Raw genomic sequence first — 25,804 nt, 5'->3', positions numbered from 1 at the left:
AATGATATCACTTTTAGAGACAATTTATTTATGAGCCTTTTAACTTTTCTTAGCTTTAAACCTCTTACATATTTGTCATTAACAAATCTACAATTTTTTTTACAATTATGATTTTACTGCAAAAAGTTAATTTTTCGCTTCAAAAGAAATTTTTCGAACCATCTAAAGCTCAATTTCAGTCGAAATAAGGCCTCATCACAGGAAGTGATGAGGCCTTATTTCGACTAAAATCTCGCTAAGATGGTTTAACGAAAAATTTCTATGTCGCTCAAAATTAGCTTTTTGCAGTTTAATCCTTTATATTTTTTAATGATAATTCATTTAAAAACTTTCAGGTACTTATCATTCCTTGACTTAAATATTATTGCTTTCTACTATCATCGTTCAATATCTTTTAATTCATTTATTACTTCTCCTATCCGTGCTTTTAACATTTGATCTATTACATCCAGACACTTAGACCGAATTTCACTACAATAAGAACCCTGGTCATACAATCTTAACACTAACTTAATCATAACTGAAACATCCAAAAATAGACTCTTTTCCAAATATCGTGAATTTTTAGTTAATTCTGTACTCATTAAATCCGAAAGTAAAAAAATTTCTTTGGAAATTTTATCAACACTATAACATCTTTCTAAAGCCTGCAATACAACAGAAGGATTATCCCAAAAGACAGGACTTTTAAGGCATATTGATAAAATTTCTTTAAGCTGATCCACTTCACTTCCACCAAATTTCCCAAAAACCTGCAACGCTGCATTACGAACTTCTTTACTTGGATCATTAAATAAATTTTTTAAATACTCTTTTACTCTCTCAAAATATTTTTTTTCAAAGTAATTTTTAGCAAACAATTTTGCTAATTCAAGACGATTTGTTTTAGAACCATTTAAACAAATTTGTGTTAACTCTTCACCCTTCCCATATTCCAACCAACTTCTTATTTGAACAATAGTTCCAATTTCTGCTACCTTCGATTCTCTGGATTTTACCATTGTTTTAATTATTTTTTTTAATTCGTTATAATGAGTATGATAAGCAGAATACAAAAATTCTTTTACCTTTGGAGTTGCTAATAATCTTTCATCATTAATATCAGTCAATTTTAAGAAATATTCTAAAGCCTTATCTCTATCAATCTTCAACATAGCTGAACAACACGCAGCAGCACATGAACGAACAGCAGCTGAATGATGATTGATTAAATGTAAAATCGCTGGTTTAAAAATTTTGAACCTATTGTCATTCTCCGAAAGTAATCTAGCAATTGTAATAGCAGCCACACCAGGCACAGTATTAATACCATTGATATATATATCTTCACAAGATTTTTCAACAATTATATTATCAATAGAATTATTTGGATCAACTGCACAATTAACAATATATTTAAGTATATCCTCAGGCCAATTATAATCAGCTAATCTTGCAACACCCTCACATATTTCTTTTGCACACGGATTTCCCTTTAAAGTACTAACATATCGAATAACAGAACAAATATCCTCAAAACTTGCAGATTCTGATGGAGGAATTTTATCCTGTTTCTTATCAAATTTATAAGTTTCTTTTTTTGTTATTCCTCTTATTATAGCATCATAATATCCGTGATAACAATCTTGTGGCAAATGCAAAACCAGTTTTGCAAAACGTTGACCATGTTTATGAGCCTGAACCTCCAATTCTCTTGATAACTCCCGCGCTCCTCCTTTCAGATCATCAGGATGTTTATCTTTTAAAGTTTTATATTTTTCTATTGCTTTTAACCATTGTTCATCTGTCATAAATTCCACTTTAGTTCGACTTATAGGTGACTCTATCCAACCACTTTCAATATTACTAGAAGATTGAACCTGTCCAAATTTACGCTCCCACTCCATAATTCTTTTTTTTACACGCATAGAACGAACTTCTTCTGGAATACCACTTAACAATATATATTGCGGTTTTCCAAAAGGTGATTTCCCCAAAAAAGAATTATGTCTATATTGGCTCTCCGTCAAATGTTGTGAAAGATAAGTTGGCTCCGTTGAATTGATTGGTAAATTGATTTTGGAATAAACATTTAAATTTAATAACTTAACATTGCATTAAATACTCTTCTCCTTAGATTCATAACATTTGGAACACCATATCCAATCCTTTTGATCAATTTAATCTTGTTATTGATACCCTCAGCAAAGCCATTGGTTATCTTAGTCTTAAAATAATTTAGTATTTTTCCTTCCCATCTTTGTATTATCTTTTTTACCTGGTAAAAAGGCATCAGCTTGCTTTTTATTACTTCTTTATACCACCTTTTTAGAGCTCTGGTGGCTTCTTTCACATCATCTAGCTGCAATAGGTCTCTGAATTCCTCTTTTAATTCCCAGGCCTTTTCTAGAGCTGGACTGAGTTCAAATAATTTGATGAGCTTTTCATGTTCTTCATCTGTCAATTCTTCAGCTCGTTTTTGGAGTAATAAACGAATTTGAAAAAACTTTCTTCTCTGATGATTATTTACTGTTTGTTGAACTTGTTTTCTAACTTCGTCAAGGGCTCTGTTCATTAAAGTTACAAGGTGAAATTTATCTATAACAATTTTTGCATGAGTAAATGCTGCATCTGCTACTGCTTTGAACGGCCGCCACATATCCATAGAGATCGATTGAATCTGTCGTCTTTGTTCATCTTCCCAACAATTAAAGTAGTCAATTAAATCATCCTTTTTGCGAGTAGGTAAAATGTCAATTAACTCCCGATTAATTGGATCTGTAATGCTAACTCCATATTTATGGCATTTTAAAACTGCAAATTCATCGATACTGATGGCTTTTAATTGACTAAATTTTGAAACTTGTTGTTTAATGAGAGGGTCAATTACTTTTTTAACTGCATTATTAACAGCTGTATAACTTAACCCGTTTTCTCTAGCAACTTTAGAATAATCCTTGCTGACAGTTTCTTTAGCAAGATATTTATCAAAGCGTTTGGTATTACGGGCATATTTATCAATACTTTCATATTTTTCAGGGATGCCCCTTTTATGACAATAAGGACAACGATATCTTTTCTTTAGAAGTCTAATGATTACTAGTTTACCTCTTATGGGGATGTCTCTAATATTTTGCCATTTTGTATCATGGATTTTATTAGTGATATTACCACACTGAGGACACACAATGTGATTTTTCTTTGCTTCAGCGATAAAAATATATCTGTCCTCCGTTGAAATAATTTCAGTTGCAATAATGTCTGGCAAATCAAGAAATTTTATGATATTATTATCTTGCATTTGCTGGGCTCCTTTCTTTGGTTTTTAGTTCACAACTAATTAATTCAACGGGGCCAGCAAATGCCTTTTTATTTTTTATAATTTTTTCTTCACAACATTAATTATAGACCCAATAATTTTAATCTTTTTTTACATATAACTTATCTCTAAATGTCAGAGTTTCTCTAACCTCCTCCATTAAATTTTTAAATTGGTCGGGCGTAAGTTGTTGTTCCTTGTCACTGAGAGCGTGAGAAGGTGATGGGTGGACTTCAATCATAAGTCCGTCACAACCAGCCATAATTGCACTTAGAGTCATAGGACGTATCAAATCTACGCGCCCTGTAGCGTGAGAAGGATCAACAATTACCGGAAGATGCGTAAGTCCTTTTGCTGCAGCAACAGCACTTAAATCTAAGGTATTTCTTGTATATGTTTCAAAGGTACGAATACCACGTTCACATAAAATTACATTTGGATTTCCTGCGTTCATAATATATTCTGCACTGTTTAACCATTCTTCGATAGTAGCATTCATGCCCCTTTTTAGAAGAACAGGTTTTCCAACTTTTCCTACTTCAATAAGTAAAGAAAAATTTTGCATATTACGTGCTCCGATTTGAAGTACATCGGCATATTCACTAATTAAATAGACATCTCTTGGATCAATTACTTCTGTTATAATTGGAAGCCCCGTTTCCTTTCCTGCCTTACTAAGATACTGAAGTCCAACTCTTCCAAGACCTTGAAAAGAATAAGGAGAAGTTCTTGGCTTATACGCACCACCACGAAGCATGTTTGCACCTGCAGCTTTAACTGCCTTTGCAGCAGTCATTATTTGTTCTTCAGATTCAACGCTACATGGACCTGCAATAACTAAAAAATCTTTTCCTACGGTAATATCTCCTATTCTAAATTCTGTCTTTCTATAGATACCATTTTGCTTCTTTGCAGTAACAAATTTAAGATTCTTCATTATTCATCACTTTTCTTTCTACAAGTTTTATTAAACCACCTACAGTTTTAAAAGATGGATCAGCTATTTCTTCATCTGAAAATTCAATTCCAAATTCATCTTCGATCTCAACTATAAATTTAATAATGCCAAGTGAATCTATATAACCACTTTCTACATAATTAAGAGTTTCAATATCAATATTCTTATCTATTGTATATTTTTGTTGTAGTCTATTTATTATGAAATCCGATACATTCATTATTTTCCCTCCATTCTTTTTTATAATTACTCGTCTAAACAATGAAGCCTTACATATTCCATCAGTTTAAATTTCATCAATTTACCCATTGCATTCTTTGGTAGTTCATCAACAAAGAAAATTTTGTGTGGTTGTTGAAAGTCTGCAAGATTTCTTGCGCATTGAATTTGGATTGCTCTTTTCGTTAATTTGCAATTTGGTTTAGTAACAACAGCCAATGCAACAACTTCTCCAAGTCTCTCATCCGGGTATGCAAATGCTGCGCACTCACTTACCTCGGGAAGTTTTAATACACATTTCTCTATATCCGAAGGGTATACATTAATACCACCAGTTATAATTAATTCTTTCTTACGACCTACAAAATATAAAAATCCATCTTCGTCAATATATCCTAAGTCTCCAGTTTTGAAGTAACCATCCTGTAGAGCATCATTAAAAACTTCTGACATACCATAATATCCATTACACAAAAGGCTAGTTTTACATGCTATTTCACCAATTTCATAGTTTGATGCCAGTTCACCATTGTCTTTAATAATTCTTATATCTGCTTCAGGAATTGGCCTTCCCACTGACTGCTTTTTGTTTAAAGATTCTTTAAAATTAATACTTGTTGCAGTAGATATTTCAGAAGTTCCATACATTTCGTGAAATTCACATTTTAATTTTTCTATAAGCTCAGTTTTTACATGTGGTTCAAGTAATGCAGAAGAAGATACAACACATCTTAAACTTTCTAATTCCGGAATAAATGGACTTGAAAGCAGCTCAGCAATTTGACTAAGCTGAGTTGATACAGCAATCGTAAACGTTACTTGTAAATTTTTCACACAATTAAGCCAAATATGAGGAGTAAATCTTGGTAATAAAACGCTTGTTCCACCAATTAGCAACGGAATTAATACAAGTCTTTCAGCCAAGGAATGATAGAGTGGAGTAGCTGCAAGAACATTATCGTCTTTTGTTATATTATATAAATTTATATGTGCCATGGCACGTTGGTATTTATTGTTTTGTGTTAAATCAATTGGCTTTGGTGAACCTGTAGACCCGGATGTCATAGTTAGAATTAATGTTTCATCTCCGCTAACTTCTTCAAGAATCGGTCTTTTCGTGGACATTTTCTTTGCATCTGCTAATGGTAGCGTACCATCATATTCTCCATCTAAGCAAAATTTTATGCCATTAATATTTAGTCCACCTAATTTATCACATTGTTCAAAAAATATACGTCTAGCTATTAGATGTTTTACATTGCCAAAAGCAAAAGCTGTTTTAATAGCATCTATTGGTAAGGTTGGGTTTATTGGAACGAGTCCCACCCCAAGGTTTGCTGCTGTAAGAATTAACGCAACTGATTCGATACTATTATTCATTGGAATACCAATATGGTCGCGGTAAGCAACCCCATTTTTTAAAAGATAATTTGAGTATTGACTTACTAAATCAGCAAGCTCTTTATATGTAATAGTTTTATCGTCACACCATATAGCTATTTTGTTGGGATATAAGGCAGCAATTTCATAAAACTGGTTTGCTAATTTTTTCATATGCATTTCTCCTTATATGATAATATTATAGCCAGTTATCTAACTGCTATAAACTTTTTTCTATATCATCAAATTAATGTATTCTAAATTGAATTTGGATATTTTATTATTCAATTAATTATTATAATTTCACTCTTTGCCCTATTTCAGCAGACTTATAAGCGGCATACGTGATTTTCATTGTGTCATATGCAAGTTTGAAACCAGATTTTGGCTCTCTATCATAATAAATCGACTCCATAAAATCTTGCATTTCATCAGTATATCCACGTATTACTTCGTCGGCTATGAAAGGGTTATTCCATCCTATTTTAACTGGAAGCATCTCTGAAAGATATACATTATCTAATCCGTGCTCATCTAAAAAGTATGTTGACATCATATCGTTCATAGTTAAGTTACATTTAATATTTGCATCGTTACAATATAACTCTATATAATTTTTACTTCCTCCCAAACAGATATCAGTAGCAATAATCACTGCCTTTGATCCATCCGAAAATGTCAGTATTACAGTACCGTTATCCTCAACATCATTAGGACGCGCCATAATATGCCTATGTTCATATTCTGATAGTAATGGTGTTACTCTCCCCATATCTGCAAGAACACTTTCGACGAAAATATCAACGCCACGTGCTTTCGCTTCCTGTTGCTTAAGCCACAGCACAGCTGATAAAGGGTGTGAACCCGTTCGTATAAAAGTTCCTCCTCCAGTCTTAGACCATTCACCCGCTACGGGAGAACTAGAACCATTAAGACTTTCTTCACCTTTCATATAGAGAATTCTACTTTTCTTTGCAGATATAATTTCTGCTGCTTTTACCACGGCGGGCGCATATACAAAGTTCTCAGCATACATAAACTTTCTGTCTGACGCATCAATAATTTTTTTCAAATTCTCTATTGATTTTAGAACCTCCTCATACATAACTGTTTTCGGAACATTTAAACCTATGGGTTTTCCATCATTTTCATTACCAAAATAACCTGTTAGTGGCTTTTCACATATAACATGCTTACCAGCCTGTATAGCTTTAATAATCATATCCTCATGAACATAGGGCGGAGTACATATGTCAATAACGTCTATTTCTGGATCATTAAGCAAATCATTAAAATCATAGGATGCAATTTCAAATCCGTATTTTTCTTTTGCTGGTAATAGTTGTTCAGGACGACGTGCAACTATCGTTTTAAAACGCAATGGTATGCCACTTACCCTTTGTAAAGCATTCATATGTAGTTCCGTTGCTCGACCTGCTCCAACCATACCAATTACAATTTTATCCACATGCTCACCTCCTATTTAAAATTGAGACACTGACCTATGCAACTTAAAACTGATATGTTATTAGCCACTTAATCTCTCCATTATCAAATTTTCAATAATTAAACAATTATTTGTTATTTACTTTGTTTTATTAGAACAATTCAAAAATTTCTAATCATTACATAATTTTTTATATAACCTTTAAACTACATATGAATTTATATTAATTCATAAACAAATTTTTTAGTCATATTTTCACAATATTGATGAGCAATATAATTTATATGCTTAAAATATTTTCTTTTTCTTATATTAACGTTTAAATTTTCATGTCTACAATATTATCCAATACTACTAAAGTCTATCCTTAGGAATTGCATAACATACTGTTTCAACATCTAACATATCGGTATAATTCCTAATAAATAAACTATATTCATGATTCAACTCTTTTATCATTAATGGAATTTTATAATAATCTTCCAAGCTATGATAAAGACATATTGCCAAAATTGGCTTATATTTTTTAATTACTGTACTAGCACCATTTAAAGCCTTTTCCTCTGCACCTTCAATATCCATTTTCAAAAATGTCACTTTTTCATTTTGCAGAATGTTATCTAAAGTATCAGCACAAACAGAAATCTTTCCCTTTTCTGTAATATGTCCTGAAGATTGTGAAGGTTGAAATTTTAAAATTGTTTTTTCATTCCAACATGCAACATTATACGTTTGCACATTCTTAATACCTTTTGCAGCAATTTTTTTATTTAACTCATTATATATTTCTTTGTCAGCTTCAATGGCTATATATTTTTTGTACCTACCACCTGATAGCGAAATAAATGTTTCTAAAGTATCCCCATTAAAACTTCCACAATCACAAAATACCTCTTCTTCACTTATTTTAATAAGTTCTTTAGCAAAATATTGTTCTTTAGCAGGCGAAGCTATACCTTTCATATACTTATTATCCAAAGATATTTTAGAATTTAATATTCCTAGATAAACCTTCTTTGAATGCTCATCTGATAAATATGAGTAAACCTTTTCATATTGTTCTATGTGAGAGTTAATTATTTTGAACGGAGATTCATTTCTAAAATCCAAATAATCCTTTGCTAAACTTAACCCCCTTACATCTATAGCATAATCTTCTATTCCAAGTGATAACAACTGCTTTCTAACATCTGATAAATGTATAGTCGCAACTATTATACTTGATATACTTTTATCATTATACTTTTTAACTACTTCCTCAGGCGATAAAACAAGTAGCCCATTCATTTTGGTTCCCCATTTTTTTTTGTTATTATCTGCAAAATATTTAATATTAGCAACTACTCCAAATTTTTCTAAAAATTCATATACATATTGACCTGCACTTGCACATCCCCATATCACGATATTATCAGTATTTTTAATCTTTTCAGCATACCTCTTTGCATTTTCATTGTACAAGTCCTTCTTTATTAATTTGCTCCTAAATTCACTCATATTATCTATACTCAACCACCTCATCCACTATTAAATACTCCTAATTATATTCGGTCTATCTTGATCACCATCAGCTTTGAAAAATAAAGTACCCTCAAGTTTATAATGTGCCCATATATCAATATTTTCACGTACAAATGGTTCAAAGTAATTTGGAATTACATTTGGATCCTCGTCTGTTCTAAGTTTAAATCCAGCTTTTAAGATTGATTCCTCATCAAAACCATATGTATAGAAATCTATATATTCAAAATCATTGTCTTTTATCAATTGTTGAAATTGATTAGATAGTCCAGCAAATAATTTGTGATTTCCAATATAATCTACAATCCTAAATACCTTTCTGCCATTACATTCAATTACTCGCGCCATCATTAATGCACCTATTTTCCCTGTTCCATCTGCCAATCCGTATACCTTATATTTATAATATGGGTGGCAAAAGTAACGCTTATTAACATACCAGTTATCTTTATATGGAATTGCATCAATACTTTCTATATCAAAATGTTTTTTTACTTCATCAATTGAATGGAATTCCCGCAAAGTTGTTTCATTTTGCGTAGAAATAGTAATCCCATTAACTTTGTTTTTTATTAGTGCAATTTTATAGTCATCAATATATGGATTAAGTAAATAATATTGCTTCATTTTAACTACTTTATCACCGAAGAATATTCTTCTTAACGGAATTGTGGTGTTAGGATTTGCACCATTTCCTATATGAGTGCGACAGTTCGTCAAAGTAAATACTCGTTTTGCAAGTTCAATTCCAAGAAGTGGCATGTTGTCATGCGAATCATTTACCTTCCAAATACTGCCCCAAATATCTTTCTTTTTAGGATCTTTCGTATTTGAACATTTTAAAAATCCAAATATTCCTTCAATTAGTTTAGTATTTTTATCGATAGCTAAAACAAAATTCAAGTTATCACCATCTGCATATTCGTATTTAAATAATTCTTTATCACGAGCCATTATGTGTCCTTTTTTCCAGTATTTATCAATAAAACGCATGATATTATCAATATCTGATATGTTTGCTAACCGAATAATATATCTTTCATCAAATTTATTCATTGTACTTATTTCCTCCCCAATATATATCGGAAATTATATAAATTTTATGTCTCGCTTTTTGCATAAATATTTCATAAATATTTATTAATAGTACCTGAATTTTAAATAAGTATTACTTTTTGGTGGAAAATCATTTGTATCCAAACGTGGTAACTTGAATGGATGACACGTATTTAAATCTACAATACCTAAATCTGTTGTAACTCCAAGTATACTCCCCATAGATTTTACACAATCAATTACATCATCATTATAAGAACCATATGGATAATTTATTACCCAACAATTCGAATCAACCAATTCATCCATACATATTAATGCCCTCGTAATATCCTGTTTCAATTCATCTAAACTCAGCATATTCATCCAATAATGATCATAACCGTGAATCCCAAAATACATCCCCTTCTTTTTCATGTATTTCATCTGATCATAATTTAAATAAAGTTCTCTTGCAAAAATTTCTTCCCTTATTCCAACATGTTCTTCAAACATCTCACTAGCAATTTTTGAACGAAGCCTTTCTGGTAGAACTACCTGAAGAATTCTCTTAAAGAAAACGACCTCTTTGCAATCAAATCTATTTGCTACTGCATACTCTGCAAAAAGTTCTTCGTTAGATGGGAAGTAAAACTCCCGCCCTCGATAATAATCCAATTTTTTAAATAAGTCTCGCAATAGAACTTGAATATTAGAACTAGCCAAAATGAAATGTATTTTATTCACATCCAGCAAAGTACGTTCTTCAATAATCTTTCCTGGCACAAAAAATGATCCTTGCATTCCATATTCCTTTAGTGCTGGCATTACATATAAGTAATGATCAATATAACCATCATCAAATGTTAGTAGTAGTGCATTTTCTGGAAGGTCATAACTTTCTTTATAAGCTGCAATCACTTCTTCCATTGTAACTACATTGAAATTCTGTTTGAAAAATTCCAATTGTTGCTTAATCTAAACCTTTAATTTTGGGAAAACGACTATTTTTTAAATCGCGGACATAATGGTACATAGAAAAGTATAATTTTGATGACATAAATTTCCTCCTATAAGTCTTGAATATTCTTTAAATCCATAGAAATTAAAATCACATAATATCTCGTCCAATTACCTTCCTTACAAAATTTTAGCACTTGAAAATTTTTTAGGACGATAGCCCGTTGATTTATAAGAAGTTGTTAAGAATCATTATGAATTTTAGATTTTTCATTTTTTATTGGAAATTATTGAAGAAAAATTTGTAAAATAAAAGCATCCTTTTTATAATTGTTTTACCACAAACAAAAAAGGGTGCTGATAAAATGAGAAAAAGTTATTTAAAACAATTACTCATTTATATTATATATGATATAGGACAAAAAATCAATACGAAGATATTAAATCATCTGATGATATCCCGAAATTAGCATCATACCGCACAGACATATCGGTTTATGATCACCTCCTATGGAAAGGATATGTGTAGAATAAAACAATTAATAGCAGAGTATTGCAAGCAATTGAGACTGGGCAAAAGCATAGTAAGAAATTATCCACAAATTATTGCAGATACTCATAAGGAATTTCTGGCAAAACCATCTGGCAACAGCGATTGGTATTGAAGCATGTAATAGAGGAATGAAGGTTAAGTTTTACAGGACAGCAACCTTGGTGAATCATCTAATAGAAGCAAAAACTGAAGGTAAATTGAATAAGTTTCTTAAGCAGATTCAAAAGACAGAGTTGTTAATCTGCGATGAATGGGGGTATATTCCTTTAGATAGAGAAGGAGTCCAGCTGCTCTTTCAAGTTATAGCAAAATGCTATGAAAAAAGGAGCCTTATAATAACAACCAATCTGGAATTCAGCAAATGGATAAATATATTTTACGATGAAAGAATGACAAATGTAATAATTAACAGATTTATACATCATAGCTATCTTTTGATATTTATAGGAGAAAATTGCAGATTAAACACTCTACCATTAAGTATTAATGTTGGAAATGAGGATGCTGGAAAAAAATATGGTCAAATGCAGAATTTTTATCTTGCCAAACACACATTATTTCTATTTAAAAAATCTTAAAAAAGTTCATAATAAAAAGCAATACCCTGACAGTATTGTTACAAAGACAAATTATAGAATAGCTAATTTTAATTATCTATCTCATTTCCCTCCAATAAATCTACAATTTTTTTATAACTATATATTTCTATAAAACCGTATTCTTTCCCCAAATACTTTTGGGTCTATAATTAATGTTGTGAAGAAAAAATTATAAAAAATAAAAAGGCATTTGCTGGCCCCGTTGAATTAATTAGTTGCGAACTAAAAACCAAAGAAAGGAGCCCAGCAAATGCAAGATAATAATATCATAAAATTTCTTGATTTGCCAGACATTATTGCAACTGAAATTATTTCAACGGAGGACAGATATATTTTTATCGCTGAAGCAAAGAAAAATCACATTGTGTGTCCTCAGTGTGGTAATATCACTAATAAAATCCATGATACAAAATGGCAAAATATTAGAGACATCCCCATAAGAGGTAAACTAGTAATCATTAGACTTCTAAAGAAAAGATATCGTTGTCCTTATTGTCATAAAAGGGGCATCCCTGAAAAATATGAAAGTATTGATAAATATGCCCGTAATACCAAACGCTTTGATAAATGTCTTGCTAAAGAAACTGTCAGCAAGGATTATTCTAAAGTTGCTAGAGAAAACGGGTTAAGTTATACAGCTGTTAATAATGCAGTTAAAAAAGTAATTGACCCTCTCATTGAACAACAACTTTCAAAACTTAGTCAATTAAAAGCCATCAGTATCGATGAATTTGCAGTTTTAAAACGCCATAAATATGGAGTTAGCATTACAGATCCAATTAATCGGGAGTTAATTGACATTTACCTACCCGCAAAAAGGATGATTTAATTAACTACTTTAATTATTGGGAAGATGAACAAAGACGGCAAATTCAATCGATTTCTATGGATATGTGGCGTCCGTTTAAAGCAGTAGCAGATACAGCATTTACTCATGCAAAAATTGTTATAGATAAATTTCACCTTGTAACTTTAATGAACAAAGCCCTTGACGAAGTTAGAAAACAAGTTCAACAAACACTAAATAATCATCAGAGAAGAAAGTTTTTTCAAATTCGTTTATTACTCCAAAAACGAGCTGAGGAACTGACAGACGAAGAACATGAAAAGCTCATCGAATTATTTGAACTCAGTCCAGCTCTAGAAAAGGCCTGGGAATTAAAAGAGGAATTCAGAGACTTATTGCAGCTAGATGATGTAAAAGAAGCCACCAGAGCTCTAAAAAGGTGGTATAAAGAAGTAATAAAAAGCAAGCTGATACCTTTTTACCAGGTAAAAAAGATAATACAAAGATGGGAAGAAAAAATACTAAATTATTTTAAGACTAAGATAACCAATGGCTTTGCTGAGGGTATCAATAACAAGATTAAATTGATCAAAAGGATCGGATATGGTGTTCCAAATGTTATGAATCTAAGGAGAAGAGTATTTAATTCAATGTTAAGTTATTAAATTTAAATGTTTATTTCAAAATCAATTTATCAATCAATTCAACAGAGCCAACTTATCTTTCACAACATTTGACGGAGAGCCAAGAATTTTTACCTAACCTGGACTTAAACATACATCCCCCCCTAATCTATTTTTCCATAAAAAATAATAATTTCTTTTCATTTGTATCATACCCTTTTAAACTTTTTTATATTGTACCAAAAAAAACATATTTTATACCTCACTAAATTTTATTAAAGGGTGTAATACAATATAACTGCATTAGCTATCTAAATATTTACCTATCTTAACGTTTCTATTATATTCATTCTCCTTTAGTATTAATTTTTCCTGTTTTTCTTGTAAAACTTTCCTTATCCATTTTTTACATCAATAAAATAGTCATTATTTCTGTCAAAATTAAATCTATAAATTATAACATTTTCGATAACACCTATAGTTTTCCTCAACCTCCGAAAGCTTTATTTCACATTTTCTTCTCATTTCACCTTCTGCAATCTGATCATTATTGCTGTTTAACAACTCTTTAAAAAGCTCATATGGCAGCATTCTCAGTTTCAATATAATATACATCAGTTCCTGGCCTTGATGCGTCAAAGCCCAGTTAGGTTTTTCTTTTGCCAGATCTATTCTGAACTGTAAAAGCTTGTTATAAATATCTTCAAACCTCTTCCCAAACTCCTTTTCAAAATACAAAAGCCAGTAAAATATCTCTTCTACTTCCTTTTGAAAAATCTGATACGGCAGCAGTGAATTGGAAGATGGTTTAATCAACTGACGATTCCCATATTCCCGACTGATAGGAGTATCTTTGTCAAGATCCAGATAGCTAGTAAGAATATCGGTAAAAGGAACAAGGCCCAATAGGTTATATTTTTCGAGAAAATTAAAATCATTTCTCAAATGCTCAAGGGTAGTCAAAGGTTCAAAAAGAATATAATGAAGGTGAATCTGAAACCGCAATGCCTGCAATATTTGAATCGCATACTGCTTATCGGCCCTGGTTGCTTTAATGTTATAACGACTTAAAACATCCTCATTGGAATTTTCCACCCGCAAAGTTATCCGTCGTAATCCCAATTGTTTAAAGGGGGTTAGATATTTTTGATTACGAATGAGAGTTTTTACCGGACTGACAATAGAAAAAGTAAAACCGACTCCCCTCTCCATCAAGTTTCTTAAAATATTCCCCATTTCATCGCCATTTAACAGGAACGTATCATCCATAAAATCAAGGTGTCTAACCCCACTCTCCCACAGCTCAAGTAATCCTTTTTTAATTTTATCTGCCGGAGGATAAATTACTTCTTCTCCTTCTTTTTCACGGATATTGCAAAAAGAACATTCACCACTACACCCTTGACCGATTCGTAATTTTACACTTTTTACTAACTTGTTATAAAGATAATCAAAAAACAAATCTTCCCTTATAACTCTCATTTTCTCTTCTCCCTGCCTGATTTTTTCTTTAAAATTTCTCCACCGATAATTTATTTTCCTCTCTATATTTTATTATACTCCAAAAGGTTACCTGGAAAATTTTAAAGTGACTTTATTGCAAAAAGCTTATTTTAAGCAACATAAAAATTTTTCGCTAAACCATCTTAGCGAGATTTCAGACAAAGCAAGGCCTCATCCCAGGATGTGATGAGCTAATCAAGGGCCAGGAGGGCCCTTTGATTAGGAAGCCTTATTTCGGCGGAAATCGAGCTTTAGATGATTCGAAAAATTTCTCAGGAAGCGAAAAATTAGCTTTTTGCAGTTTAACCATTTATTAAAAACAATAGACAGACCCATTCATCGGCCTGTCTATCATCCACTCATTCCTTTAAGCATTCAATTTTTCCATGAGTATCTTATTAACCAATTGTGGGTTAGCCTTACCCCGGGTCTCTTTCATTACCTGACCCATGAGGAATTTGATGGCCCGATCTTTACCGGCTTTATAATCAGCAATTGCCTGCGGATTGGCATCTAGAACTTTTTGTACAATACCTTCCAGTACACTCTCATCACTGATCTGGATTAAACCTTTCTCCTCAACAATAGTCTTCGGATTCTTACCTGTCTTGAACATCTCTTCAAAGACAGTTTTAGCAATCTTTGAGGAGATGGTTCCTTTATCTATCAATTTCAACATCTCTGCTAACTGGCTACCTGTTATTTTCAAATCACCATAATCAATATTCTCTTCCTTAACCAGACGTAAGAAATCACCCATGACCCAATTTGATACGGCTTTTGGATCATGATATTCTTTAGCAGCATCTTCAAAAAAGTCGGCCAATGCCTTATCCTGAGTCAGAACACCCGCATCATATTCAGGCAAACCATATTGCTCAATAAATCGCTGTTTTTTCTCTTTAGGCAGTTCACCAATGGATGCACGAATCTCCTCAATCCATTCTCTATCCAGTTTAATGGGCACAAGGTCAGGTTCAGGAAAATACCTATAATCATGAGCTTCTTCTTTACTCCGCATAGAGACAGTTTTACCGGCTTTCTCATCCCATGTCCGGGTCTCCTGAACCACCTTACCACCGCTCTTAATAACTTCCGCCTGTCGCTCAACTTCATACTCTAAAGCCCGTTCCAATGCTTTAAAAGAGTTCATATTCTTTAATTCAGTTTTGGTTCCAAACTCTTTAGAACCTACAGGTCTAATGGAAACATTGGCATCAACCCTTAAAGAACCTTCTTCCATATTACAATCAGATACACCCAGATATTTAAGAATGGACTTGAGAGTAATCAAATAAGCCCTTGCCTGGGCAGGACTGTGGATATCAGGCTCAGTTACAATCTCAATCAGCGGTACCCCAGCACGATTTAAATCCACCAGTGCTGCGTCAGATTCAGTTATATTTGCTCCAGTACCGTGTACCAGTTTTCCTGCATCTTCTTCTAGATGAATCCTGTTAATCCGTACCCGGAAAGTCTCCCCATTATCATCTTCTACATCTATATAACCGTTTTTGCAGAGAGGTAGATCATATTGGGAGATCTGATAGGCCTTAGGCAAATCTGGATAGAAATAGTTCTTACGATCAAATTTACTAAAAGAAGCAATTTCACAGTTCAAAGCAAGGCCAGCTTTAACAGCATATTCTACCGCTTTTTTATTCAAAACAGGTAAAACACCCGGCATTCCCAGACAAACCGGACAGGTATGCACATTTGGTTCTGCACCAAATTCAGTACTGCATCCGCAAAAGATCTTGGACTTTGTTGCCAGTTGGGCATGAACCTCAAGTCCGATGATTATTTCAAAACCTTCAGGCATAATTAACACCTCCATTATTTTAAATATATCTCAAAGTATCATCTCTAACTCAATCTCATCGCGCACGGGAATACCATCATTGCCAATCAAAGGAATTTGGGGTTTGAACCGTCGGGCTTCTTCTACTGCATTACGGTATACTGCCACAAGGCTGTAGCCCCGCTTTTGATAAAACTTCAGAGCATGAAGATTATCATTGGTAGTAATCAACCAGACCCGCTTGCAACGAGCCTCTTTTGCGATAGATTGAACCCGCTCCATTAGAGCTGTTCCAACCCCGCAATTTTCTTTTAAACTCTCCAATACCACTACTTCACACTCATCACTATCGATTCGATAACATAAAAGTCCAACATACTCACCATCCAGGGTTTTTGCTATAAGAGCAGGCAGTTCTTCCACCTGATGGACTTTCCCCCGGCTAACAATCTTTGATGAACCCCAATTTTCAGATACATATTTTATAAGCCACTGGCGATCTTTTTCTTTCGCATTCACGATTTCAAAGGCCAGTTTTTCTTTCATTCTTTCCCCCCTAACCCAGCACAGGATGCTTATCCTTTACTCTAAGTTCCTGTTCTAAGGTATAAGCTACTCTTAAGATGGTAGCTTCAGCAAAATGTTTACCAATAATCTGTAAGCCAATGGGTAATCCATTGGAATCAAATCCTACAGGTATGGAGATAGCAGGTACACCAGCCAGGTTTATAGGCACAGTGCAGATATCACTCATATACATAGCTAATGGGTTATCTACATTTTCACCCAATTTAAAAGCAGTAGTTGGTGTAGTAGGAGAGATCAGGACATCATATTTACTGAAGGCCCGATCAAAATCATCCTTGATCAGGGTACGAACCTTCTGTGCCTTCAGATAATATGCATCATAATAACCCGAACTTAAGGCATACGTACCTAACATAATCCGGCGTTTAACCTCTGGCCCAAAACCTTCACTTCGAGTAGTATTATACATATCTAAAAGACCGCGAGTATTTTCTGCCCGATAACCATAACGAACTCCATCATATCTGGCCAGATTAGAACTGGCTTCCGCAGGAGCAATGATATAATATGCTGGAAGTGCAGCTTCTGTATGAGGCATAGAAACTTCTTCCGCATCTGCTCCTAATTTAACCAACAGTTTAATACATTCATTTATTTTATTTATAATTTCAGTATCAATACCTTCACCGAAATATTCTTTAGGAACTCCGATATTTAATCCCTTTACATCTGCCACAAGTGCTTTAGTAAAATCTTCGGGTTCTTTTAAAGCTGATGTAGAATCTCTATCATCATGACCTGCCAGATAATTCATCACCAGAGCACAGTCAGTCACATCTCTGGTAAAAGGTCCAATCTGATCCAGGCTGGATGCAAAAGCAACCAGACCATACCGGGAAACAAAACCGTACGTAGGTTTCATTCCCACAATTCCGCAAAATGCAGCCGGTTGGCGAATTGAACCACCGGTATCAGATCCCAGGCTAATCACAGCTTCACCCGAAGCAACAGCCGCAGCCGAACCACCACTAGAACCTCCAGGAACCCGCTCTAAATCCCAGGGGTTATGAGTTGGAAAAAATGCTGAATTCTCAGTGGACGAACCCATGGCAAACTCGTCTAAATTGGTCTTTCCAATCATCACAGTATTTGCTTTTTCCAATTTTTCTACTACAGTCGCATTATATGGTGGAATGAAATTTTCTAAAATCCTGGAAGAACAGGTTGTCCGAATTCCTTTAGTACAAATATTATCTTTTATAGCGATGGGAATTCCTGTTAAATCCCCCAACTCTTCACCACGACCAATTACTTCATCTAACTCACGAGCTTTTTTCAAGGCTCCCTCTTTATTTAATGTCACATATGATTTAACCTTATCCTCTACTTCTTCAATTCTTTCAAATTGAGCATTAATTAATTCTTCTACTGAAATTTCCCGATTCCAGATCATATCCCGCAATTCGTGGGCTGTTTTGAAATATAATGCCATTCTAACATTCCTCCCTTATTCCGACTCCAGAATTTTAGGTGTTTTGAAATATGCGCCTTCTTTTTCAGGAGCATTAGAAAGAGCAATCTCCCGATCTAATGAATCTTTCACTTTATCTTCACGGAATACATTACATAATGGCAAGACATGGGCAGTCGGTTGTACATTTTCCGTATCTATTTTCTCTAATTTATGTACATAATCAAGGATATCACCTAATTGTTGAGTAAAAGTTTCTATCTCATCATCCGAGAGTTTTAAACGGGCCAGTTTTGCCACATGTTCCACATCCGATCTTTGGATCATCTTTTAAACCACCATCCTTTCAAAAAAATCTTTTTCAGCTAATTATAACATAAAGCAAAAAAACTTACAACCAGGTAGGTTTAATCACTACTATTCAAGCTTAAACCCCATCTTTTAGCATACCCTAATTTTTTATAAAGAAAAATCACTTCAAAGTTGAAGTGATTTACAAAATTCTGGCTCCAATCTCAGCCAGAGGTGAGCGTTCACCCTTAATTAGAGTTATATGTCCGGCAATTTCAATATCTTTAAAGCGATCAGCAACATAAGTAAGTCCATTGCTATTTTCATCAAGATAAGGATTATCAATCTGTTCTGGATCCCCTGTAAGGACAATTTTGGTTCCTTTTCCAGCACGGGTAATGATGGTTTTGATCTCATGTCTGGTCAAATTTTGAGCTTCATCAATAATTATGTATTGATGTGGAATTGAACGGCCGCGAATATAGGTCAATGGTTCAATTTGAATAAATTCCTTCTGTTCTAAAAACTCCACACTCAAATGAGCTTCTTCTTTTTTCTTACCGCTTTCCTCACCATACAGAAGAAACTCTAAATTATCATAAATAGGCTGCATCCAGGGCCTAAGTTTTTCATCTTTATCTCCAGGAAGATATCCAATATCCCGCCCCATGGGAATAACTGGTCTTGCAACTAAAAGTTTTCGATAGACCTCTTCATCTATCACTTTATAAAGTCCCGCCGCTAAAGCTAGAAGAGTTTTACCAGTTCCGGCTCTACCTACAATAGTTACAATTTTAATATTATCATCTAGCAATAATTCCAGGGCAAATCTCTGTTCCCGGTTCCTGGCCCGTATTCCCCAGGGGGTAACCTCTTGAAAGACCAATTTCTCTATAAGATCCTTCTCCTTTTTATAAATCCCCAGAGCAGATTGATTTCCTGATCTAAAATGCACACATTCATTGGCATGAAGATTATGACCTTCCAGCTTGACATAGCCTTTGGCATAGAAAGAATTAATGACCTCCGGTGAAACTTTCAGTTCCAACATCCCTACATAAGAACTCTCATATTCAATCTTATCTTTAATATAATCAGCCGCATCCAGACCAAAGGCATTTGCTTTAATTCGCATGTTAATATCTCTGGAAACCAGGATAATTTTCTTATACCGGTCCTTTAAGTTATCTTTAGCCGAAAAAGCCACACTTAAAATCCGGTTATCCATTTTATCCTGGGCCAGCCCTTCAGGAATATGATGATTATTTCTGTCTATATCAATCCTTAAAATTCCACCCGTTTCAAGAAAAACTCCTTCATCCAGGCGTCCTTGTTCCCGCAATTTATCCAGAAGTCGTGAAGTATAACGGGCATTAAAACCGATACTATCATTCCGTGATTTCATCGCATCAATCTCTTCAATAACTGCAATTGGAATAATTACATCATTCTCCTGAAAAGCAAAAATAGCATGGGGATCAGTTAATAACACATTGGTATCTAAAATAAAAAGTTTTTTCTTAAATTCCATATTTTCCCTCCTAGTATTTAACAGACTTTATTTTAAATTTCTAGCTAACAACATATTTTCCTTCTTTTTTAGTAATCATTATTCAAAAAAAAACCTCAGGGAGAATCATCTCCTGAGGTCTTTAATATAAATCATGGGGTCCACAGGCCGTCCATCTTTTTGTATCTCAAAATGTAGGTGAGGTCCGGTAGAACGACCAGTGTTACCTGATTTGGCAATAATCTGCCCCTGCTTTACCCAATCTCCTCCTCTAACCAAAACCCGTGAGTTATGGGCATAGAGAGTACGATAACCATCACTATGTTCAATAATCACTGTATAACCGTAACCATTTATCCAACCGCCCCAGATTACTTTACCTCCGGCAGCAGCACGTACATCCCGTCCGACAGGCAGGGCAATATCAACTCCATTATGCATACGGCCCCAGCGGAATCCAAATGAAGAAGAAACCCTACCTTTCGCTGGCCAGATAAAGTAACGCTGTTTATGCTTTGATTTAACTCCTACTTTAGCAGGTATCTTAATTTCCATACCGGGAAAAATCTTATCCGGATTTTTCAAATTGTTATACCTGACTAGAGTCTTATAACTTATCCCAAATTTCTTAGAAATGGACCATATGCTTTCTCCAGGTTTGACCTTATAAATCTGTGGACCTTTCCCAAGTTTTAACTCCATTCCTACTTTAATATATTCAGGATTCCGGATTCCGTTGATTCTAGCCAAAGTCTCTACATCCATATGATATTTCTGTGCAATACTCCACAAACTCTCACCCGACCGAACTTTATGTATAGGTTCAGCCGCTTTAGCAGGAGCAACAACAGTAATACCAGCAAAAGCAGTAACCAGAGTTAAACTTAAAAATTTCTGATATATTGCTTTCATTATTTCAACTCCTTCTTCATCTGATAGTGTAAGCAGTACAAATTTAATAGGTTGTATATTTGATATATTCAGTTCTTTTTAAGATTTTCCTTTATGTATTATCTGGTATCTTAACGGACTTCAACTGTAATACTGTCAGTACCGATATTACCATTTCCATCAGTAACTTCCAGGGTAATGGTATAAGTACCTGCAGAATCGAAGGTATAACCCATAAAGACATTTCCATTAGTTTCACCTGTATTCCAGGAGTAGCCGGTACCGTTCCGGTCAGAGTAAGCAACTTGAGGTGGGTGTACCCACATAGTACCTGACCCAATTACCTGACCATTTACCTTCCAGGTAAAGGTACATGGGCCATCATCATTAACAGCAAAGCCAATCAAATCTATAGTACGCGGAGCTTCAATGATAGATAAATCACCTATTCCGGTAACATTTCTCTCTAATCCTACATCTACATTTTCCCAGCCAACAATAGCTACAACAGGAGCTGCGCTGATGCTTTCATTTTTAATTCGATTTTCAGCATATTGTAACAGATCAGCCATCCGGTAAGCACCAAGCTGATGGATTCTTTGAGTAATCTCCATTATATGAGCATCATAACCATCTTGACCGTAATTGGAAACACCATCTCGCAGATTAACATAGTAGCTATGAAGTAGATCTTTTACCTGTGCACCAACATTAGGAGTGGTTTCATAACCATCTTGAGCGTAAGTAACATCAGGATTTCTAAGTTCAACCGGGAAATCTTTATCATAGATATCTTCATCATAGTTAACTTCAATAGTGTAATGTTCACGATTAACTGGATAATAACCCCATCCTTCATTTATTTCGGTTGCAAAATTGATTACAAAATCCTTGATACCAGTAGTAATATCCTGTGGATTATAATTATTAGCCATTGCTGCATTGACATAATCCATGATATCGTACTGAGATGTAGTATATTCATACTCTGAATGGATTGAAGAAGAACCGCTACCATAGTTATATTCCCACCACATAGGACCACCAACACCGGCAGGTTTATCATCCAATAATGGATCCTGACCTGATTTATTATAAGTATGGTTGTAAACGATCATATTGGAAGTATGGAAAGGATTTGAAAGGTCACCCATTACATGAGCCAGAGAACCTAAAGTTTCCAGAGCAGCATCTTTGTAGAATATATCTCCTGTTGCTTTATAAAGCTTAGCATAGGCAATATATACTTCAATCATTCGTTCAATGAAGTGAGCAGCACCACGGTTACGAAAAACATCTTCACCGTCCGGATAACCAGCCCAGGATGCACCCGGATCATCATTTGGCTGCCAATAATGTTCAGAGAAGTTATGGTAATCATAGTCAGGATTATCGGTATGAGAGAGAGCGATATCCCAATCTAAATGAGACTCGATTACGGTAAAGGCAGAATAATCACGCACACCATTATCAGCTACATCTATATAATCCATAGCTCTTTCCAGGATGAAATCATGGTTTCCATAGTTATAGTACGTCCCTATATCACTTGGAGAATAATCAGCAGAACTTTGATATTTATAATGACCTAGACGACCGTAGAACTCCTTATGATAATTATCACCACTTCTGGATTCATACCGCAAATTAGACCATGCACCTACAACTGAAGGCATTAAAATCAAAGAAAGAACCAAAACCAACACCAACAAATGATAACAATTCTTTTTCATTTGAGATATCCCCCTTTTTCATTATTTTTGAACATAAATTATACATAAGCACTTTTGAATTGATAAAATTAGTTTATATACCCCCTTTCCCTTTCAAAAGTTATTTTAACTTTTTATAGAAATTATTCTACATAAAGTTATGATTTCCTCTGTTTAAATTATTTTTTTGCTAAAATTGTTTTAATTTTCTTTAATTTAACTTTAGAGATATAAAAAAAATTTAGGATCTTTTCTTATCCATCTACTTGAATTATAATTCTATGTAAGTTTTTAGCTCATTGATAAAAAATAGACGCTCTGATTCTTCTTTTAAATGATATTTCTCTGGATGATCAAAAAATTTTCCCAGTATACGGTAAGCATAAAATTTCTAATAAAAATTTTGCACATTTTCTATCCAAAAATATTTGATACTCACAATTACCAACTTCTTTTATACTTTTGGGACAGCACCCTGATTTTATAACAGATTCTTTTAGAAAAGTTGCTTAATTTATCGGCTTAAACTATTTCATTTTAAGAATCCAGATAAATTGCAGTGAAAAACCAATGTTTGTCAACAACCTAAAAGTTACCCCAGAAGTATTAACTTCTGGGGTAACTTTTAGCTTTGCACCAATTTCTTAAATTCTTCTTCTGTCAAAATAGTAATACCCAGTTCTTTCGCCTTCTCATACTTAGAACCCGGATCTTTTCCAACAACAACATAATCCGTCTTTTTACTCACACTGGAAGAGACTTTACCTCCTTTACTCAATACCAGTTCTTTTGCTTCATTCCGGGTCAAAGTCTCAAGTCCACCGGTAAAAACAAATTTCTTTCCGGCAAGAGATTTATCAGCCTGACTTTCTTTTTCATCTGCCGCCATCGCCATCTTTACACCGCCCCGGCGCAGTTTCTCAATCAGTTTCCGGTTCCTCTCCTCTTTAAAAAAGTTGACAATACTTTCGGCAATTTTAGGTCCAATCTCATCTAATTCCAGTAAATCATCTACTGAAGCATTCATCAATTCATCTATGGATTTATATTTCTGAGTAAGAATCCGGGCAGAATTAGATCCTACATGGCGAATTCCTAAAGCAAAGATTAGTCTATCCAGTGGGCGCTCTTTACTTCTTTCAATAGCAGCCAACACATTCTGAGCAGATTTTTCTCCCATCCGCTCAAGCTGAACCAGGTCTTCTTTCTTCAAATAATAGAGATCAGCCACATCTTTAATCAACTCTTTTTCTAACAGTTGATCGATAAGAGCCGGGCCAACTCCTTCTAAGTTCATAGCATTCCGGGAAACAAAATGAACTATTCCTTCACGAAGCTGAGCCGGGCATCCCAGGTTATTGGTACAGCGGTGTACTGCTTCCCCAGGTTCACGTACTACTTTAGCCCCACAGACAGGACATTCAGTAGGCATCTTAAACTCTTTCTCATTCCCGGTCCGTTTTGAAGTAACAACCTTTACTACTTCAGGAATTACATCTCCAGCCTTTTGAATCACTACAGTATCTCCAATCCGCACATCTTTTCTTTTGAGTTCATCTTCATTGTGAAGGGTGGCCCGGCTAACGATAGAACCTGCCACTTCAACCGGCTCTAAAATTGCCACCGGGGTTATAGCTCCTGTTCGTCCCACAGATGGCAGAATATCTTTTACCACTGTAGTTCTTTGCTGGGCAGGAAACTTATATGCTATCGCCCAACGGGGGCTTTTAGAAGTTGCACCCAATTTTTCCCGCAAAGTCAGATCATTAAGCTTAATCACCAACCCATCAATCTCAAAGGGCAATTCTTCTCTCTTTTCAGTCCATTCTTCTGTGATCTGGATTACTTCTTCAATATTAAAACATAACCAGCGCTGGTTAACCTTAAAGCCCAATTCCTCCAGATATTCCAATACCTCCATATGAGTAGTAAATCCACCTTCACCCAGATAAATCAAGTCATAAGCCATGTAATTTAGTGGCCGCTCTGCAGCAATCCGGGGATCAAGCTGGCGAACAGTACCCGCTGCCGCATTCCGGGGATTAGCAAACAATGACTCTCCCTTCTCTTCCCGACGCTTATTCATTTCTTTAAAACCCTGTTTATCCATATATACTTCACCACGAATTTCGATACTAACAGGCTTTTTCAATCTCAACGGAATGCTTTTAATAGTACGAATATTATGGGTCACATCTTCTCCCACTTGACCATCTCCCCGGGTCGCTCCGCGTACCAGACGACCATTTTCATAGGTTAAAACAGCGGTCAAACCATCAATCTTCAATTCCACCACATACTCCAGATCTTTACGACCGCTCAGCCTCTTAATCCTCTGATCGAAAGCTCTTAATTCTTCCTCATTAAAAGCATTATCCAGGCTCAACATCGGTACCCTGTGAACCACTTTTTGAAATTCATCAATTGGAGCACCGCCAACTCGCTGGGTTGGCGAATCGGGAGTAACAATTTCAGGGTACTCTTCTTCCAAACGCTGAAGCTTTCTCATCAATTGATCATACTCAGCATCAGCAATCTCTGGATCATCCAACACATAATAACGATAATCGTGATATTCAATCTTTTTTCGTAACTCTTCTGCAATATCATTAGCCTTACTTAAAGCTGCTTCACGTCCCTCTCTCGTCTCCAATTCTTTTAATTCTTCCAGATTCAACTTTCCCATAAGCAAAAACCTCTCCTTTCTTAATAACGAA

General features: G+C 34.5%; 20 protein-coding genes and 1 pseudogene. 3 read left to right on the top strand and 18 right to left on the bottom strand.

The features are described from left to right. Positions 1-377: 377 nt before the first annotated feature. From BBF96_RS00920 to BBF96_RS00880, 9 genes are all read right to left on the bottom strand, one after another. Positions 378-1,907 carry a hypothetical protein gene (locus tag BBF96_RS00920; RefSeq protein ID WP_164730829.1) on the bottom strand — a complete coding sequence of 510 codons (1,530 nt, stop codon included), beginning with the start codon at positions 1,905-1,907 and terminating at the stop codon, positions 378-380. A gap of 170 nt (positions 1,908-2,077) precedes the next feature. Then, positions 2,078-3,280: an ISL3 family transposase gene (locus tag BBF96_RS00915; protein ID WP_127015406.1), complete on the bottom strand. Its 1,203-nt coding sequence runs from the start codon at positions 3,278-3,280 to the stop codon at positions 2,078-2,080. Positions 3,281-3,398: 118 nt separating this feature from the next. After that, positions 3,399-4,235, bottom strand: a complete 837-nt coding sequence (gene aroF, locus BBF96_RS00910; RefSeq protein WP_127015405.1) for a 3-deoxy-7-phosphoheptulonate synthase — start codon at positions 4,233-4,235, stop codon at positions 3,399-3,401. Continuing rightward, positions 4,222-4,476 (bottom strand): acyl carrier protein, encoded by a 255-nt coding sequence (locus tag BBF96_RS00905; RefSeq protein ID WP_127015404.1) that lies wholly within the window; start codon positions 4,474-4,476, stop codon positions 4,222-4,224. Before BBF96_RS00905 ends, aroF begins: the two co-directional genes overlap by 14 nt. A gap of 26 nt (positions 4,477-4,502) precedes the next feature. After that, positions 4,503-6,029: a class I adenylate-forming enzyme family protein gene (locus tag BBF96_RS00900; RefSeq protein ID WP_127015403.1), complete on the bottom strand. Its 1,527-nt coding sequence runs from the start codon at positions 6,027-6,029 to the stop codon at positions 4,503-4,505. Positions 6,030-6,150: 121 nt separating this feature from the next. Next, entirely contained in the window at positions 6,151-7,302 is a 1,152-nt protein-coding gene (locus BBF96_RS00895) for a Gfo/Idh/MocA family protein (RefSeq protein ID WP_127018136.1), read from the bottom strand. A gap of 354 nt (positions 7,303-7,656) precedes the next feature. Beyond that, positions 7,657-8,823 (bottom strand): FkbM family methyltransferase, encoded by a 1,167-nt coding sequence (locus BBF96_RS00890; RefSeq protein ID WP_127015402.1) that lies wholly within the window; start codon positions 8,821-8,823, stop codon positions 7,657-7,659. A gap of 6 nt (positions 8,824-8,829) precedes the next feature. Beyond that, positions 8,830-9,879, bottom strand: a complete 1,050-nt coding sequence (locus BBF96_RS00885; protein WP_127015401.1) for a hypothetical protein — start codon at positions 9,877-9,879, stop codon at positions 8,830-8,832. Between the two features lie 84 nt (positions 9,880-9,963). Next, complete coding sequence (locus tag BBF96_RS00880; protein ID WP_205665677.1) at positions 9,964-10,824, bottom strand: polysaccharide deacetylase family protein; 861 nt, start codon at positions 10,822-10,824, stop codon at positions 9,964-9,966. A 627-nt stretch (positions 10,825-11,451) separates the two neighbouring features. Between BBF96_RS00880 and BBF96_RS00875 the strand changes: the two are divergent. The 3 genes and pseudogenes from BBF96_RS00875 to BBF96_RS00865 form a co-directional block, all read left to right on the top strand. Continuing rightward, positions 11,452-11,835 (top strand): annotated as a pseudogene (locus tag BBF96_RS00875) (ATP-binding protein); the annotation flags it as partial. Positions 11,836-12,220: 385 nt separating this feature from the next. Continuing rightward, complete coding sequence (locus BBF96_RS00870; protein WP_127015400.1) at positions 12,221-12,799, top strand: transposase family protein; 579 nt, start codon at positions 12,221-12,223, stop codon at positions 12,797-12,799. Continuing rightward, a complete protein-coding gene (locus BBF96_RS00865) occupies positions 12,799-13,422 on the top strand; it encodes an ISL3 family transposase (protein ID WP_127015399.1) in 624 nt (207 codons plus the stop codon). The genes BBF96_RS00870 and BBF96_RS00865 overlap by 1 nt, the downstream gene beginning before the upstream one ends. A gap of 405 nt (positions 13,423-13,827) precedes the next feature. Here BBF96_RS00865 and BBF96_RS00860 read toward each other — a convergent pair whose 3' ends face one another. The 9 genes from BBF96_RS00860 to ligA form a co-directional block, all read right to left on the bottom strand. Beyond that, entirely contained in the window at positions 13,828-14,862 is a 1,035-nt protein-coding gene (locus BBF96_RS00860) for a radical SAM protein (protein WP_127015398.1), read from the bottom strand. A 388-nt stretch (positions 14,863-15,250) separates the two neighbouring features. Beyond that, positions 15,251-16,705: an Asp-tRNA(Asn)/Glu-tRNA(Gln) amidotransferase subunit GatB gene (gatB, locus tag BBF96_RS00855; protein WP_127015397.1), complete on the bottom strand. Its 1,455-nt coding sequence runs from the start codon at positions 16,703-16,705 to the stop codon at positions 15,251-15,253. Between the two features lie 30 nt (positions 16,706-16,735). Next, positions 16,736-17,230: a GNAT family N-acetyltransferase gene (locus BBF96_RS00850; RefSeq protein WP_127015396.1), complete on the bottom strand. Its 495-nt coding sequence runs from the start codon at positions 17,228-17,230 to the stop codon at positions 16,736-16,738. 10 nt (positions 17,231-17,240) lie between these two features. Continuing rightward, on the bottom strand, positions 17,241-18,704 hold the full coding sequence (gatA, locus tag BBF96_RS00845; protein WP_127015395.1) for an Asp-tRNA(Asn)/Glu-tRNA(Gln) amidotransferase subunit GatA: 1,464 nt from the start codon (positions 18,702-18,704) through the stop codon (positions 17,241-17,243). Between the two features lie 15 nt (positions 18,705-18,719). Next, positions 18,720-19,010: an Asp-tRNA(Asn)/Glu-tRNA(Gln) amidotransferase subunit GatC gene (gene gatC, locus BBF96_RS00840; RefSeq protein ID WP_127015394.1), complete on the bottom strand. Its 291-nt coding sequence runs from the start codon at positions 19,008-19,010 to the stop codon at positions 18,720-18,722. 166 nt (positions 19,011-19,176) lie between these two features. After that, positions 19,177-20,505: a PhoH family protein gene (locus tag BBF96_RS00835; RefSeq protein ID WP_127015393.1), complete on the bottom strand. Its 1,329-nt coding sequence runs from the start codon at positions 20,503-20,505 to the stop codon at positions 19,177-19,179. A 105-nt stretch (positions 20,506-20,610) separates the two neighbouring features. Then, positions 20,611-21,396: a peptidoglycan DD-metalloendopeptidase family protein gene (locus BBF96_RS00830; protein WP_127015392.1), complete on the bottom strand. Its 786-nt coding sequence runs from the start codon at positions 21,394-21,396 to the stop codon at positions 20,611-20,613. Positions 21,397-21,506: 110 nt separating this feature from the next. Then, on the bottom strand, positions 21,507-23,108 hold the full coding sequence (locus tag BBF96_RS00825; RefSeq protein ID WP_127015391.1) for a PKD domain-containing protein: 1,602 nt from the start codon (positions 23,106-23,108) through the stop codon (positions 21,507-21,509). A 604-nt stretch (positions 23,109-23,712) separates the two neighbouring features. Continuing rightward, complete coding sequence (gene ligA / locus BBF96_RS00820; protein ID WP_127015390.1) at positions 23,713-25,773, bottom strand: NAD-dependent DNA ligase LigA; 2,061 nt, start codon at positions 25,771-25,773, stop codon at positions 23,713-23,715. Between the last annotated feature and the right edge of the window lie 31 nt (positions 25,774-25,804).

The sequence above is a fragment of the Anoxybacter fermentans genome (assembly GCF_003991135.1).
Lineage (GTDB): Bacteria > Bacillota > Halanaerobiia > DY22613 > DY22613 > Anoxybacter > Anoxybacter fermentans.
This window is presented reverse-complemented; position numbering and strand designations above follow the sequence as displayed.

Coding starts and splice junctions, on each gene's coding strand:
- ligA (WP_127015390.1), bottom strand. CDS start 25,773: ATGGGAAAGTTGAATCTGGAAGAATTAAAAGAATTGGAGACGAGAGAG.
- BBF96_RS00870 (WP_127015400.1), top strand. CDS start 12,221: ATGCAAGATAATAATATCATAAAATTTCTTGATTTGCCAGACATTATT.
- gatB (WP_127015397.1), bottom strand. CDS start 16,705: ATGCCTGAAGGTTTTGAAATAATCATCGGACTTGAGGTTCATGCCCAA.
- BBF96_RS00825 (WP_127015391.1), bottom strand. CDS start 23,108: ATGAAAAAGAATTGTTATCATTTGTTGGTGTTGGTTTTGGTTCTTTCT.
- BBF96_RS00885 (WP_127015401.1), bottom strand. CDS start 9,879: ATGAATAAATTTGATGAAAGATATATTATTCGGTTAGCAAACATATCA.
- BBF96_RS00905 (WP_127015404.1), bottom strand. CDS start 4,476: ATGAATGTATCGGATTTCATAATAAATAGACTACAACAAAAATATACA.
- BBF96_RS00920 (WP_164730829.1), bottom strand. CDS start 1,907: ATGCGTGTAAAAAAAAGAATTATGGAGTGGGAGCGTAAATTTGGACAG.
- BBF96_RS00915 (WP_127015406.1), bottom strand. CDS start 3,280: ATGCAAGATAATAATATCATAAAATTTCTTGATTTGCCAGACATTATT.
- BBF96_RS00895 (WP_127018136.1), bottom strand. CDS start 7,302: ATGGTTGGAGCAGGTCGAGCAACGGAACTACATATGAATGCTTTACAA.
- BBF96_RS00900 (WP_127015403.1), bottom strand. CDS start 6,029: ATGAAAAAATTAGCAAACCAGTTTTATGAAATTGCTGCCTTATATCCC.
- BBF96_RS00835 (WP_127015393.1), bottom strand. CDS start 20,505: ATGGAATTTAAGAAAAAACTTTTTATTTTAGATACCAATGTGTTATTA.
- gatC (WP_127015394.1), bottom strand. CDS start 19,010: ATGATCCAAAGATCGGATGTGGAACATGTGGCAAAACTGGCCCGTTTA.
- gatA (WP_127015395.1), bottom strand. CDS start 18,704: ATGGCATTATATTTCAAAACAGCCCACGAATTGCGGGATATGATCTGG.
- BBF96_RS00890 (WP_127015402.1), bottom strand. CDS start 8,823: ATGAGGTGGTTGAGTATAGATAATATGAGTGAATTTAGGAGCAAATTA.
- BBF96_RS00850 (WP_127015396.1), bottom strand. CDS start 17,230: ATGAAAGAAAAACTGGCCTTTGAAATCGTGAATGCGAAAGAAAAAGAT.
- BBF96_RS00830 (WP_127015392.1), bottom strand. CDS start 21,396: ATGAAAGCAATATATCAGAAATTTTTAAGTTTAACTCTGGTTACTGCT.
- BBF96_RS00860 (WP_127015398.1), bottom strand. CDS start 14,862: ATGAGAGTTATAAGGGAAGATTTGTTTTTTGATTATCTTTATAACAAG.
- aroF (WP_127015405.1), bottom strand. CDS start 4,235: ATGAAGAATCTTAAATTTGTTACTGCAAAGAAGCAAAATGGTATCTAT.